This is a genomic window from Pseudoalteromonas sp. XMcav11-Q, from assembly GCF_040104525.1.
Taxonomy (GTDB): domain Bacteria; phylum Pseudomonadota; class Gammaproteobacteria; order Enterobacterales; family Alteromonadaceae; genus Pseudoalteromonas.
Map to the genome: position 1 here is coordinate 442003 of NZ_JBECOX010000002.1, position 14261 is coordinate 456263.

General features: G+C 41.5%; 12 protein-coding genes. 6 read left to right on the forward strand and 6 right to left on the reverse strand.

Going from position 1 to position 14261, the window contains the following annotated elements:
* Window positions 1-211 precede the first annotated feature (211 nt).
* Together ABMY45_RS05385 and ABMY45_RS05390 are read right to left on the reverse strand one after the other, a co-directional pair.
* Window positions 212-2497 (reverse strand): InlB B-repeat-containing protein, encoded by a 2286-nt coding sequence (locus ABMY45_RS05385; RefSeq protein ID WP_227387747.1) that lies wholly within the window; start codon window positions 2495-2497, stop codon window positions 212-214.
* Window positions 2498-2665: 168 nt separating this feature from the next.
* Window positions 2666-3553, reverse strand: coding sequence for a LysR family transcriptional regulator (locus ABMY45_RS05390; RefSeq protein WP_174169455.1), 888 nt, complete (start codon window positions 3551-3553; stop codon window positions 2666-2668).
* Window positions 3554-3654: 101 nt separating this feature from the next.
* Here ABMY45_RS05390 and ABMY45_RS05395 point away from each other — a divergent pair, with 101 nt between their 5' ends.
* The 3 genes from ABMY45_RS05395 to ABMY45_RS05405 all read left to right on the forward strand — a co-directional run bounded on the left by ABMY45_RS05395 (window position 3655) and on the right by ABMY45_RS05405 (window position 5982).
* Window positions 3655-4821 carry an MFS transporter gene (locus tag ABMY45_RS05395; protein WP_227387748.1) on the forward strand — a complete coding sequence of 389 codons (1167 nt, stop codon included), beginning with the start codon at window positions 3655-3657 and terminating at the stop codon, window positions 4819-4821.
* An 85-nt stretch (window positions 4822-4906) separates the two neighbouring features.
* On the forward strand, window positions 4907-5443 hold the full coding sequence (locus tag ABMY45_RS05400; RefSeq protein WP_349288544.1) for a GNAT family protein: 537 nt from the start codon (window positions 4907-4909) through the stop codon (window positions 5441-5443).
* Between the two features lie 74 nt (window positions 5444-5517).
* On the forward strand, window positions 5518-5982 hold the full coding sequence (locus tag ABMY45_RS05405; protein ID WP_349288545.1) for a GNAT family N-acetyltransferase: 465 nt from the start codon (window positions 5518-5520) through the stop codon (window positions 5980-5982).
* Between the two features lie 256 nt (window positions 5983-6238).
* On the opposite strand, the gene ABMY45_RS05410 is transcribed toward ABMY45_RS05405, so the two are convergent.
* The 3 genes from ABMY45_RS05410 to ABMY45_RS05420 form a co-directional block, all read right to left on the reverse strand.
* Complete coding sequence (locus ABMY45_RS05410) at window positions 6239-6961, reverse strand: hypothetical protein (RefSeq protein ID WP_349288546.1); 723 nt, start codon at window positions 6959-6961, stop codon at window positions 6239-6241.
* Between the two features lie 356 nt (window positions 6962-7317).
* Complete coding sequence (locus ABMY45_RS05415; RefSeq protein ID WP_349288547.1) at window positions 7318-8166, reverse strand: hypothetical protein; 849 nt, start codon at window positions 8164-8166, stop codon at window positions 7318-7320.
* Between the two features lie 113 nt (window positions 8167-8279).
* Window positions 8280-8819 carry a hypothetical protein gene (locus ABMY45_RS05420; protein WP_349288548.1) on the reverse strand — a complete coding sequence of 180 codons (540 nt, stop codon included), beginning with the start codon at window positions 8817-8819 and terminating at the stop codon, window positions 8280-8282.
* A 340-nt stretch (window positions 8820-9159) separates the two neighbouring features.
* Here ABMY45_RS05420 and ABMY45_RS05425 point away from each other — a divergent pair, with 340 nt between their 5' ends.
* Both ABMY45_RS05425 and ABMY45_RS05430 read left to right on the forward strand, forming a co-directional pair.
* Window positions 9160-9660, forward strand: coding sequence for a GrpB family protein (locus ABMY45_RS05425; RefSeq protein ID WP_349288549.1), 501 nt, complete (start codon window positions 9160-9162; stop codon window positions 9658-9660).
* A gap of 116 nt (window positions 9661-9776) precedes the next feature.
* The gene (locus tag ABMY45_RS05430) at window positions 9777-10448 is read left to right on the forward strand and encodes an SDR family oxidoreductase (RefSeq protein WP_102058479.1); all 672 of its coding nucleotides are present in this window, start codon (window positions 9777-9779) and stop codon (window positions 10446-10448) included.
* 65 nt (window positions 10449-10513) lie between these two features.
* Here ABMY45_RS05430 and ABMY45_RS05435 read toward each other — a convergent pair whose 3' ends face one another.
* Window positions 10514-13120, reverse strand: coding sequence for an ExeM/NucH family extracellular endonuclease (locus ABMY45_RS05435; protein WP_349288550.1), 2607 nt, complete (start codon window positions 13118-13120; stop codon window positions 10514-10516).
* 297 nt (window positions 13121-13417) lie between these two features.
* On the opposite strand from ABMY45_RS05435, the gene ABMY45_RS05440 reads away from it, so the two are divergent.
* The gene (locus tag ABMY45_RS05440; protein ID WP_349288551.1) at window positions 13418-14152 is read left to right on the forward strand and encodes a transporter substrate-binding domain-containing protein; all 735 of its coding nucleotides are present in this window, start codon (window positions 13418-13420) and stop codon (window positions 14150-14152) included.
* Window positions 14153-14261 lie beyond the last annotated feature (109 nt).

Genomic DNA, 14261 nt, shown 5'->3' on the forward strand with positions numbered 1-14261 from the left:
AGGATTATTTGTAACAATAGTTTATCGATGTGGGTGTTTTAGGAACAATGTTGTATATGAACAATGCTATCCGCATTACTATTTCGCATCATAATCACAGTACAGGCTGCAGGTGGAGCCATTGAGATGCCAGACATGGGTTCTCATGCAATCTGGTGAAGGTAAACAGCATAGCGAAGCGTCGCTATGCTGTTGAAATGAGGTTTGCAGGTTATGCAGGTGTTCTGCGTCTAACAAAAGCCAACAGCGTGCTTAGCATCGCTAGTAAAAAGCCGAACGCACCACCGGAACTACCTTTATCTTCCTTATCGGTAGTCGTTGGATTATAACTCGCTTTATACTGCGCTTTAACAACTAGTTCACTGGTGACGTTGTCAAAAGTAGTATCCCACCCAGTAAATGCGTAGCCATTTCGTTTTGGCTCTAGAGGCGGTGTTGCTGCTTGCCCATGAGAGATTTCCACGGCCTTGATGACTGTACCATTCCAATCTACGAACTTAACTTGATACATATTAATTTCAAATTGTGCAGTAATGATAAGGTCTTGCTCCACTTTGCTAAAATCTCCATTCCATCCAGAGAATGTGAAACCTTCTCTGGGCGGAACTTGAGGAGCATTCGCGGAAGTACTTTCTTCAATAGTTTGAGTAGCAAGCACGCCACCGTCCCAATTCTTAAACACGACATTAAACAGTTTTGGTTCGTAGCTTGTTACTTGAAACGTGGTTTTGTTGTCTGTGTAGTCTAATTCAGGGAATTCTGACGAGAAGCGGACGGTTGGCGTAAATACGCCTACTTCGCTGGGCGTTACATTAAACGAGACTTGAACTGATTTAATGTCAGCGCCATTGCTAAAACTACATATGTGACGGTTACTTAACGCTTCACAGCTAGTAGTATATTCGTTATCTACTGACTCGAAATCAAGCTTTAATGCGGCTTCAGAATCTAGGTAAAGATGAAATTGACTAGGTAAACTGGGTAGTGTGTTTTCAGTTATTTCTAACGTAACTGGGATGCTAGACCCCATTTTTACCTGCTTGGCTCCCGTTATATCCCTAACAGAAATTTTATTGATCTGTTCTTCATCAACAAAGATATAAGGCGTAGCGCCTAACGTTGTTAACTCTCGCGCTTTAGCACCTTGGCTATATATTCCCGCAGAGTCTATTTGAGTACTAGCGTCTAATTGCCAAACACCTTGACCTTGTTGCAAGTCATCGTTGCTGAAACTCAAACCTTTAGTACCAACAAACTCATTTTGACTATTGCCTTGTTGCCATTGCTCTATAGTGAAAAGCTTATCTTCCGCGTCAGAACCTTCTGGTGCTCTGAGAGCATAATAACCTTTGGCCATCCCCGATAGATCTGACGCTGTGACTGTTAACGTTATGTTTTGCTCACCATTCGCTGATGCCAGTTGATTAGATGAAAAAGCGATATGGTTGATTCTGGGTGGTACTAGATCTAGTTCCGTTTCATTTTTTACAGTGATGACAGAAGGTAAGCCTAGTGTATTAAAGTGTCCTCGGTTGTAAACTCCCATATTTCCGTTGCTGTCAGTGAGCATAGCTGTGGCAACAAACCACTCACCAGGTAGGTCTTTATCAGTAAAGGTGAAAGAATAATTCGAGCGATAAATTCCCTCGACATCTGTTTCTTGCCAATCAGATGACTCAGCCTGTTTTATAGCAAGTGATTTATACTGGCTAGGTGGTGAAACCCTAATTACGCCTTTAGACATAGTCGACTGGTCGTAAGCTTCTACGGTTACGTTAACCGTCTTATCGCCTGTATTTACATCAACTTCAGTGCCTGAAATCACAATAGATTTGATCTCAGGATTAACTCCTTCAGAGACCTTATCATTTGAGACGACGATGTATGGGTTAAAGCCGGCAGCTTCAATTTCACTCTCGCGAAGCCAAAAACGAACCGCGTTATTTACGTCAGTTACGTGGCCTAAGGTTAAAAACCATTTACCATTAACGTCGGTATCTGTGAAAGTGAAACTAACCGTACTTTCGTAAACCCCCGGTACGTCCGTTTTCTGCCAATTAGCAGCGGCTGCAGATTTATTGCCACCCCAACTAAAGCCTGTTGGTGGTGATAAATAAACACGTGCGGATTTTACACCGCTTTCATCGTAAAATCTCAAGTTAATATCTACGGTTTTGTCACCGTCGTTGACATTAACTGAGTTTGAGGTCAAGTGGATTGCTCTTAGCTCAGGTGGGGTTCGTTCAGTTTCATTTGTAGTTTGTTGGTGTTGCTGGCAATGGGTATTGAGCACTTCTAACATAGTCTCAGCGGGCAATAAATTGTCACTTACGCCACTGGCAGCATTTGCCATCAGTAATTCAATTTTTGTATCACAACCTATTTGTGGATCGGTGATGGTATCTAAACTGAGCGGTTGGCTTGCTTGTGCATTCATTGCAGCTAGCCCAGAGACTAGTGTTGCCAGTGTGGTTTTCGTGAAGAGATTAAAACTCATTGTTAGTCCTTTAAAGTTATAGTATGTGGCTCTATTTTTAGCGAAATACTCTGTTAGCACGGTTTAGTACTACAAAGTTGAGTAAATATCCTAAATTAGCATGTGGCTCTAAATCTTTAGAGAATTTTTTGTACTTGAATTGTGAACAAATGTGAAAGTCATTCTTCTCTACTCTGTTGCTTTAAGGTGCTTTTTAAGGTGATCAATAAAAAGTTGAGTTTTATAGGGGGTGTAGTTTGCCTTCGGATAATACGCCCACAATTGTTTTGTTTCTGATTTCACTTCAGGTAAAACAGGTGTGAGCAAACCTTGGTCAAGCTCTCTTTTCACATAGCTAGGAGAAATAAACACCAGCCCCAAACCTTGCACGGCCGCAGTCAGCATTGCATCTAACTGATCAGAGACGAAGTTGTAATTGTCAAATTGGAAGGTGTCTCCATTTTCAAGAATAATCCCACCTAGCTTATGGTAGTAACTGCTTAACAACATTTTATGTTGGCGGAGATCATCCAGAGATTCGATAGGGTTATGCTGTTTGAGATAGTGAGGAGCACCAAAGATTTGCATTTGGTAGTCAATGAGCCGGCTGCCTTTGTGAGAGGCTGAGTCAAACGCTTCATAGTAGCGTGTGATCACTAAATCGTGATTAAGATCTGGGTGTGCGCCAGGGGCGATGACATTAAGATGAATTTTTAGCTTGGGATATTTAGCTAAAAATGAGGCGATATTTGGCATCAAGATGGTGCTGCCTACCGCGAGAGTTGATGCGATTTTCAAGCTACCTGATGGCGCTTGATTCAGCGTTTGTCCGTGATCAGTTAAACATTCAAACTGCGCAAGCCATATTGAAGCTTTCGGCAAAAAGTGCTCCCCAGCCTCAGTGAGATTGACTTGGCGAGTAGTGCGAATAAATAGCGTTAAGCCTAGTTGTTGTTCTAGCCAGTCAATTCGTTTGCTCACTGCAGACGCTGAAACACCTTCTTCATCTGCGGCCCGGGTAAAACTGCCAAACTCTACAACTTTGCTAAAGCTCCGTACTCCGGTTAACCAATCCATTAATTGTTTCCTGATGGGAATAAGTGTTTTTATTATTACCTTGTTTTTTGGATATTAAAAGCTCGGTAAAATTACCCTCTATTAAGTTAAGAGGAGCTGACGTGTTTCAAGTGGTGTTTTTAGCTGTTTTGCTGATGTCTTGCTCTCAGATCGCAAGCCAAATCTACATCCCTGTTTTACCTACTATCACGGATTCCTTACAGCTTACGCCTAGTCAAGGACAAGCAGCAGTAATTAGCTATTTCACTACACTAGGAGCTGCGCAACTGCTGGTTGGGCCGCTACGAGATAAGTTTGGCGATAGGCCTTTATTTTTTAGTGGGCTGGGTATTTTACTGTTAGGTACGGTTTTTTGCTCAATAGCATCTAGCGCCGAGGTATTTTTTATCGGTCGAGTGTTGCAAGGCATTGGTGCTGCATCGCCGGTGTTAATTGGCAGAACGCTTCTTGCTGCAAGATTATCAGGTGCCGAACTTAAAAGCGCGATGGCGACACTGGCAATGTCGGTGAGTGTGACTGCTATTTGTAGTCCATTCTTGGCTGGGGTGTTATCTGGCTGGGTAGGGTGGCAGGGGATGTCATGGTTTGCATTCGCATACTATGTTTTGATTTTGGTGTATGGCTATAGAATTATGCAGCAGAGCAGTAAAACTACTTTGTCGTTACGGCCAAACGCGCTCTTTTATGAATATCAAAGTCTATTGCTAAACCGATCATTTATTTCCCTCGCGTCGCTCAAATGGTTACCTACTTTTTTGTATCTTACCATTCAGTTGTATCTGCCGTTTTTACTGGCAAGGCAGTTTGGCTTGGAATCCAAAGCAATAGGTCAGGCGATGATGCTCCCCATGTTTGGCTTACTCATAGGGTCAATATTAACTAAGGTATTGCAACGTAAGCGCTCCTATTTAGATATTGTAATTTGGACTTGGCCTGCATTAGTTGTCAGCGTGTTATTGCTGCTATTTGCAAGTGGTAGTGCGCTTGCTGTTCTGCTCGCTTATGCTGCGATTATGTTTGTATTTGGCGCGTATTTTCCAAGTTACATGCATCTCATTGGGGTTTTACATCCAGAAAAGGCAGGAACAGCGAATGCGCTGGTAGGGGCGGTTGAGCTGCTATTTTTTTCTTGCGTGGCATGGGTAGTTAATAAGTGGTTACTGAGTGGTGTAGAGTCTCTTGCGGTACTCGTTTTTGGCTGTGCACTGTTACTGTTTTTAACCTGGCGGCATTTATGCACTGTTTTTATGCCGGTTTGTAAAGAGTAATAAAATGCAGGGCTGCTTGCTACTAGGGGGCGTTTATTTTTGAGACTGGTGATTATGTGTGGTCTGCGAGTGAGGAAAAATACCAATGCAGTTTGAAACCGAACGTTTGTCCATGAGACGTATGACAATGGACGACCTTGATGCAGTTTATAGCCATCGGAAAAATCCAAATACGTCAAAATATATTGGTGCGCCTGCCACGTTCGAGTCGGCAAAAGAGCGGCTAGTTCAAGCATGCCAGCCTTGGAAGGGAGAACAAGACGAGCGCTTGATCTTGGCTATAGTGAGCAAACAAAAAGGAAAACTGATTGGCGAGCTAGTTTTTAAATATGTCGACGAAGAGAAAAAGGTTGGTGAAATTGGATTTCGATTAGCGGAGGATGAAATTGGTTGTGGCTACGGCTATGAGGCTGCTGCGGCGCTGATAAAGGCGGCTTTTCAACAGTGTTCTGTCGATACCATTCAGGCAATGTGCGCTGTTGGCAATCAACAGTCGCAGCGGTTGATGCTGAAGTTAGGGATGAAACGCAAATGTCGTTTAAAAGCCTTTTTGGATATAGGCGGTGAAAAGCACGATATCTATATTTATCAATTAACTAAGGCCTGTTATCTGGAATTGTAAAGGGAACAAAATACAGTTACTGTAAAAGTGGTTGATAATCCTTTGTCCGTATTATGTTTATTTGAGGAATTAAAATGGAATTTAAACTTTTAGCGCATCACAAAGCATTCATCCCAACCATTGCCAAGTGGTATTTTGATGAGTGGGGAAGCATTGTTGAGGAGGCCTCTGTAGAGCGTTTTGAGCAAAAGCTTTTAGACTACCTTAACGACTCTAGTATTCCTTGTGTAATCGTCGCGCTGGATGGCGACACAATCGCAGGAGTCGTGCAGCTTAAATTTCATGAAATGAGTATCTACACAGATAAAGAGCACTGGATTGGTGGCGTTTATGTGGATAAGCCCTATCGTGGAAATAAACTAGCGTCACGCTTAGTCAAAGAAGCAGAGCGATTAGCCTCAATGTTTGGTGTTACCACGTTATATTTACAAACAGAGCATCCAGAAGGTGGACTCTATCGAAAACTCGGCTGGCAACCGCTCGAAAACGTCAATTACCGAGGCGTAGATGTCGTGGTGATGAGTAAAACATTAGTTTAGTTAAACAAGCTAGATTATAAGCTCAGGTATAAGGCTTAATAAAATCCGATAGTCTCATATGTGCAAAACTGGACCGTTCAACAGCAACTTATTATCTTAAATCCAATTGCGATAACGGACGCTCATCTAACTTGTATTTGGACAGAAATGAGTTAAAGCTTATGTATGGCTTGCGTCAACAGCGGATCTTCAACGCTCGCGTAATAGGCGCGAGGTACGAGCGTCCGGCTCCGCAGGCGCGTAGTTAATTGCCTTGTTATACATTGCCAATAATCTCAACAGATTTAATCCTATTAGGAAGCACAATAACATTTTCTGAATCGAAAAATGTATTTGCGGATGAAGCTGCTTCGAAATGCGCTTCTCCATCTTCAACTAGCTTTAAGTAAAGCAATGCTTGAGGTACTTCATACCCTTTAGATTCAGATGTGAAAGAGACTAGGCAAGGAGCGCTTATCTCTTTAAAACTGTTCACTAATTGTGAATAGTTTTCACCAAGCAATGTTCCGGCAATATCCTCTACCATTTCAGGAGAGTCTAGATAATTATGGTTTGGTGAGGGGGCATGAATAGCAACATCTCGCATTAGAAATGCAAATGGACCTTCATCATGATCCCCTTGTTTTCCAGAAATAGATATTGAGAATGGATTGGAGCCAAAGCTTTCCATGCCTTCTGATAACTCTTTGAGCCGTGGCTCTATGAATTTTCTTGCCTCACTTTTAGTAAGGATGCCAAGTTCATTAAACCGGCTCGCATCTTCGGTTCGAGTTCCATGAAACCAGACAACGCTTATATTATCTCTTGGATGCCCGAGAACATCACAAGCTTCTTCATATAAGACCTCTTCAGCTGGCTTATAGATGCTTTCGAATGGATTTATAGATTGCAAAAATGAGGTTAATTTGTCCTCAGTGGTACTAAAAATATCTAGAATAGATTTTTTGGTAGATTCATAATTTGAACAATCTAAAATCACGTCCGCTACATCCTAATTATTTACGTATAATACCAATTTAATTAATTCTTTAATCAATTTGAAGGGTGAAATATCATATTAGCTTCGTTAAAAATTTCTCATTTAGAACAACTAAATAGCAAAATTTTTGCCTTGCTACTAAAGCTATTTCCCCGCTTCAAAATAGCTCATTTACTTAATACAATTGGTATAACGCTTTGCTACACGGCAAAAAAATAGCTGACTGAAATTGCTCGAACGAGCAAAAGCCAGCTGTTTTTGACCGTTCGAGCAATTTTTTATAACCCGTTTGATGCTTCGGGGTAATATACAATACCAGCCTCGCCTGATCTATCGTATTTAGAAAACAAATCGGCTTATCGCATTTTAGTGCTTTTCATCAGAGGTCTCATAATCACCTCTGATAACATATCGCACTTAGCACACTTAATATTCAGCGTTTGATTGAAGCGCAAGTCTTGAAAGTATCTGATAGGAACTTCTAAGTTTTCATCGCAGCCTGAGCATGAAAACTTAATAATGTTTCTAATCACTTCAAAGCCATCATTTTTATTCTTTTGAATGACGTAGCTTTCTTTGCACTCTGGGTTTATACAGCTTAAAACTGTTTTATCCAGCAAGCTTTTTACAGGTCGTTTTAGTTTGGTCTTACATGAGGAGCAATTAAAGCTATATTCTTCTCCGAACGAGCCTCCTATCAATAGGTTGCCGTTAATATCAGAAAGAAATGAAATAACGTCTACGACTTTCTTTCTGATACGGCCTTTTTCGCCATAAATATCAATATTTCCAGAGGATATGCTTGGCACTGGAATATGTAAAGCAACGTTAGATACACCATTCCACAGGCTATGTAGCCTATTAAACTTAAGTTCCGATTGAGTACCCAAAGGGGTGTATTCTATCGATTCAAATTCTTCTCTCGTTTCTGGAGATCTACCATTTATTTTTTCAGTTGATATTGATATCGAGAACTCTTTTGAAACATGGTCATCAATTTGATCTGAAATTTGTTTAATGATGTGTTTGGGCTGCCAGTTTTTTAAGTCATTTTGTGATAGGTATGAGAGGTAGAGTTTAAACCGTTCGTAGCACAGGTATTCTAATGTAAGTCTACATTCTAAAGCAGCATAAGTAAGGCTCTGTTCAGTATCTTGTTCTAAAAGTGCATTTATGAGTTTGATTCTTTTGGCTATATCCAACACTAAAAAGCTCCTTGGCTAAATATTCAAAACAGTTTGTTATGTCGGCCAGAAAATAGCAGACACCCACCATAACATAAATGCAAATTATGGTGGGTGTAAGTGTTAGCCTAGTATTATTCATCTTGCTCACATGAAAATGGGCCAACCACGTCGCTTTTGATGGTAAATTTGGTATCAATTTCCGGATGCCGTGTTTTTATCTCCTCAAGCGCTTGCTCGAAGTTCTCTTTAACCAGCACTCTCCAAGGATGCGATGAAAATAAAATATAGTTATCGTAGTCATTCACATGAAAGTGGATATCCCCGATATAGGTGAGGCTATTTTCTGCTATATCAAAAGTGCCAAGGCAGTTTAAGTCGGGATCAACTAATTTGGATCCTTGCATATATAACACTTGGTCAATTTTGTGCGTCCCCACTGGCAGTGGCAGAACAATCAACTTTTCCCGGGTGTCTTTTAGAACGAAGCTGTAGTTGTCTAGCATTTTTTGTGTATTTCGGGTAATGAATTGAGCATTACCAATATCGCCAGAGGTACTAAAACGGGCTAAAGCTAAGCCATGTCCTTCAGGCAAAGGCTTTTTAGCATCATATGCCAGTTGCGCGCAGCCAGACAGAAAAAGAGAACAAACAACAACCATAGTTTTAAACATATTTACTTCTCACTACATAAAGGTGCGGCATTACAAGCACCTGTCAAATTCTAATCGCAAGCATTAAACCCAAAAAAAGCAAACATTACAACTACAAGAAATACACAAATAATCAAGACCTTAAAATGCAGATAGCAGACACCCACCATAACATAAATACAAATTATGGTGGATGTCAGTGTTAGCCCTCCGAAGGTGGACTTTATCGGAAGCAGGGGACGATAAACAGCTCGAAAACGTCAATTACCAAGGTGTTGATGTCGTGGTGATGAGCAAAGCTTTGCTTTAGCTGTATACTGTTCCAAACCGAACCTGACGCAACTATGGGATCCTCCTTCCAATGGCAGACCAAGCTATTTCACTTTCTAAATATAATCAAGATTGGCCACGAATGTTTCAAGTGGAAAAGCTAAGGTTAGCGCCTTTGCTATGCCCTTGGATTGAAGGTGATATTGAACATGTAGGTAGTACAGCTGTGGTTGGTATGGTTGCTAAGCCGGTGATAGATATTATGGTGGGGGTTAAGTCGCTAATAGCGTCAAAAGAAGCCATCCAAGTGCTCACTCAACACAGTTATTGTTATTACCCCTATAAAGCTGACGTAATGCACTGGTTTTGCAAACCAACGCCTGAGTTTAGAACCCATCACTTACACCTTGTTCCTTTCAACAGCCTACTTTGGCAAGAGCGTATTTCTTTTAGGGAAAAATTAAGAGCATCATCAGTTTTAAGAGCTGAGTATTGCGCGTTGAAGCAGGCGTTAGTACAAGAATACAAAGATGACCGTGAGCAATATACTCAACAAAAATGGCCGTTCATTAAACGGGTGTTGGGTTGTTAATTTAATGTTGATATTTTGGTTCTAAGCCCAATATAACGTAAAGCAGTAGTCGAGTATTAAATAGGTGAGGCTTGGCTCTGTTGTGATTTTTACGTTAGAGGAGTTGAAGAAAAGGAATGAAAGGAAAAAAGGTATTAATTGTTGGTGGGAGTACAGGTATTGGTCTCGCATTGGCAAAACGAGTAAGTGAAGATGGAGGTGAGGTATTAATAGCCTCGAGATCTGCATTTGACAAACAAGCTAGCATTAGAAGTCAGCCATATCTTGAAAGTTGTACTTGTTATTCGGTTGATATTACGGTTGAAAGTGAGATTAAAAACCTACTTGAGAAAATAGGAAAAATTGATCATCTTATTTTTACTGTTAAGTCTCCACTCATTGTTTCTCCATTTTTAGAACTCGACCTCAAAGAGGTTCGTCATGCTTTCGATACTAAGTTTTGGGGGCAGTATAGCTTTGCTAAATTGGCTCACCAATATATTAACGATGGCGGGAGTATTGTGTTTTCGTCGGGAACATTAGGTAAACGGCCTTACAATGGGTACTCAACATTAAGTACGATAAGCGGTGCAGTTGAGTCACTTGGGAAGGCTTTGGCAATTGAGCTTGCTCCTATTCGGGTCAATACCGTTTCACCAGGATTTAAAACATTGAAAGAGTTGGAGGAAAAAATTCCTCTAGGTCTTGGAAGTGATTCACAAATTTCCAATGCATATTTGTTTTTGATGAATGACAGTTATATAACGGGCGCATCGATAGTGAGTGATGGTGGGGCTATGCTCGTATAGGAGTGACCTACAATGCCAAGAAAAACCCAAGAGCCTTGGCTCTTGGGTTTACATCAAAGCAGCAATTAATTCGCTTTTGTCGCTTTATATTTGATAGTTACATTGTAATAAGGGAATAGGCCGCGCAGGCGGAAATTCCATTTACCTTCTGCAGGCTCATCAAATACACAGCTTTCTTCACTACCCCAAAGGTATGGACGACAGTCGTACTTGAAGAAGTTTGGCATTTTCTTATGGCGCACATATAGGTCTGCTTCGCCTTGACCTGTGATTGACACTTCTAGTTTATCAAAGCCCGCTGGTAGCTCGATTGAGCGATGTTGCCACCAGAACCAACCTGCAAGGCCTGTAAACTCGCCTTCAATAATCGTCGGCTCTTTAGCAAGGTTAAGGTCGATTACCACTGGGTCATGATCCGATGCGCGATAAGCGTGTGCTGCATAAAGACTTGCTTTGTGAGTATCTGATTTGTACTCAGTGTTGTAATCTAGCGCGACGGGTTCATCCGCATTGATATGCCAATCCGTCACTGACTTTACTTTTTCCATCATCGTGTTTGAAGCAAAGGCGTGATCTAGGCTACCGATACGCCCTTGATACACGTATGAATAATCTAAGCTACTGCCATGAAGTGTTTGCTTGATGTTGGCATAACCATTCTCGACATAGGTGTTGATTGGATCTTCCTGAGCGTAAGCATTCATGTCACCCAGAATTATTACATCATCTTCTGCAACCCCTGTCGGATTTGTACCAAGCCAAGTCGCAAGGGTATTAACCGCTGTGACTCGAGTTTGGTTCCAACAACCCTGACCATCATTTTGGTCTTGATCTAAGCCCTCAGCTTTTGAACAACTGCCTTTAGAGCGTAAGTGAGCCATTACCACAGTGAAGATTTCTTCGCCGTTTGCCTCTTTGAAAGTTTGTACGACAGGAGGACGGTTACCGTAATCAAATGGTACGGCTTCGGTAAATGCTGGCGTGCCTACTTCAGCTACTTTGTTACTACGATAGATGATGCCGGATGTAATTGCATCCCCACCCACTTGGTCAACATTTAGGTTTACAAATGCGTAAGTATTAGCAGAGTCTGCTGCATTTAAAGCGTTAACGAGGTCGGCAATCGCACTAAACTCACCAAAGCCATCGTTTTCTACTTCTAGCAGACCAATAATATCGGCATCGAGCGCCGAAATTGCAGCAACCGTTTTTGCTTTTTGGCGTTCAAACTCTTCTAGATTGTCAGCTCCTCGTGATGTTGGGAAACCTGCACCTTGACCGTCACCATTGAAGTAGTTTAATACGTTGAAGCTAGCAATACGTAAATCTCCACGCACTTCTACCTGAGGTGCTTCTGTACGTAGATTAGTATGAACAAAGTTTGGTGTTGTCGTTGGGTGAATACGGTATTGGCTATAACCATATCCCATTACACCCTCAAGGCCTGTCACAGAATCGCCCAGTCGTAAGGTGTTATAGGCATCTAGTGTAGGTGATGGGTAAGGAATAACGTCAGGGTTTTGTACTGATGAACCATCATCAAGTAAAATTTCTTTGCGCTTGTTCTCAGCTTCTAGCTGGTTAGCTGCATCACCAGGAGTTGCTACTTGAGTGCTTTGGTATAAACGTTCAGTACCTAAGCGTACTTCGCCGTAGCGTGCAAGTCCGTATGTATCGTTAACGACCAACTCATTTGAAATCGAAACCAACATGCCTTCGTAGGCTTCAAGACCATTCTCTGCAGGTAAAGTAACGGTAGTCGCTGAAGCCGTTGCAGAACCGCATAGCTCAATTGCGTCGACGTTAATAAGTTGAGTTTGACCATACTTCTCTTCAACTTTACCACGTAATTTAACCACATCTCCTGTGCTTACTGGAGTTGCGGTATATACGACAAAAATACCTTCGGAAGTATTATTATCAGCATCATAGTCAGTGCTTTCTTCTTGAAGGAAGAAGCCGCCAAGCCCTGCATCTGATTGTAGGCTTGCAGTGACAACAGCTTGAACTTCAACCGTTTCTCCAGCCAATGGACTTGCATCGCCTGCGCCCTGAATGGCACTTATCAAGGTATTATTTTCGCCACAAATAACTGGCTCTGGCTCAGGTACGTCACCGCCATTAATGTGGATACCTAGGTTGCTAAAATCGTCTTTAGCGAGTGCGAGCCATTGTCCAGCGCCAACAAATGCAGAAGTTGCATCGGTGCGGCCAGTTGTTATTGCAGGATCTCTGACAAGCGTTTTATCTTTTGTTCTAATATCGCCATCAATCCATTCACTACCTGGGTCGACACCAACCTGACCTAGGCTATCAACAACTGCACCATTGAGCGTAAGCGTCACGGCATCATCACCATTAAACCAGCTACTTGTGTTTGTTAACTGTGCTTTTGCGATGATCTCTGCTGCTGAGTCAGCATGAGCAATAACATAAGTTGATTTAGCCGCAAGTTCACCACTTAGTTCTATATTCGTGCGAGCTTCTGTTGCGCCATTAAAGAAAAAGTTGACTGAGTAACCAGTTAGATTGACAGCTTCATCACTACCATTGTAGAGCTCAACGGCTTTGTTATAACTGCTACCTTCAACATACTCAGAGATAATCACCTCTGCTTGTGCATTTAGGCAAGCTAATGCAATAGCTGAAGCTAGGATAGATTTTTTAATCATTTTTTATTTTCCCGTGTATTAGAATTATCCGAATTTTTATTCGGACGCAGTATTTTAAGCGCTATTGATGACAATTCAATTAAACTTCACGGTTTGTTTACATTGGTTTACACTAAATTGTGTATTGAAGGACAAAAGTCGTTGAATTTTATGCCATATTCAAACGTTGCCAGTGAGCAAGTGTGTGTATATTTCTTGATGCAACGGTTGCGCTATACTCAATTAGGGTCGGAGCAAACATTTATAGCAAAGTTGTCAGCCAACTTAGTTTGAAGGTAAAAGTGGGAGAGAGTGGACATGGCGATAAAAAGTTTAAGACAGTCATGCCTCCTGCTTATTGCCCTGTCGTGCACATCATCTGCAAATGATGCCATAGTGGGGGCGCATAATGTTTGGCCTCCCTATGTCATTGATGAAGATTCAGGTTTTACTGTAGATTTAGTTCGTGCGGCATTTAAGGCAGAGAATCAAGATTTTGAAATGCTTATTACGCCTTTCAGTCGTGCCATGCGAATGGTAGAGAAAGGGCAGGTCGATATTATCCCCGCATTATGGCGTTCGGACAGTCGCGATGAACGTTTTATTTTTAGCAAAGCTTATTATAGTAACCGGCTGGTACTTATTTCACGTACAGAATCTGAGATTAACTTTGAGCACTTGGAAGATCTAAAGGGGTTGAGTGTATGCGCTATTCGGGGTTTTCGTTCTGAAATTGCGCTCGCGCAGATTTCGCAAATTCGTTTAGAAAAGCTCACAAATTTGACCTCTTGTTTATCACTCCTTAATAAGCAGCGAGTAGAAGCCGTAGTAAGCGATGAGCTTGCCTTTGCCTATTTACGGAGTCAACACACTGAATTTCATCACCTTAAAGTACATCAATCGACCATTGCACAATGGCCTCTTCATATCGGTATTAGCAAATCCCATCCAAAAGCAATGGAAGTTATTGAATTGTTCGATAAAGGCCTTTTACTACTACAGACTAATAGTATTTATAAAGCGACACTTAAAAAGTATCAATTAGATGAGTGAGTAGCCGAGCATGCTCGGCTCTATCGCCACAGTGCTTTATCGCTAAAAGAAAGGGATAATGAAGTGCAACTTCATTACCCCTTTCTAGTGTGGTTTTTAACCTGTTCAG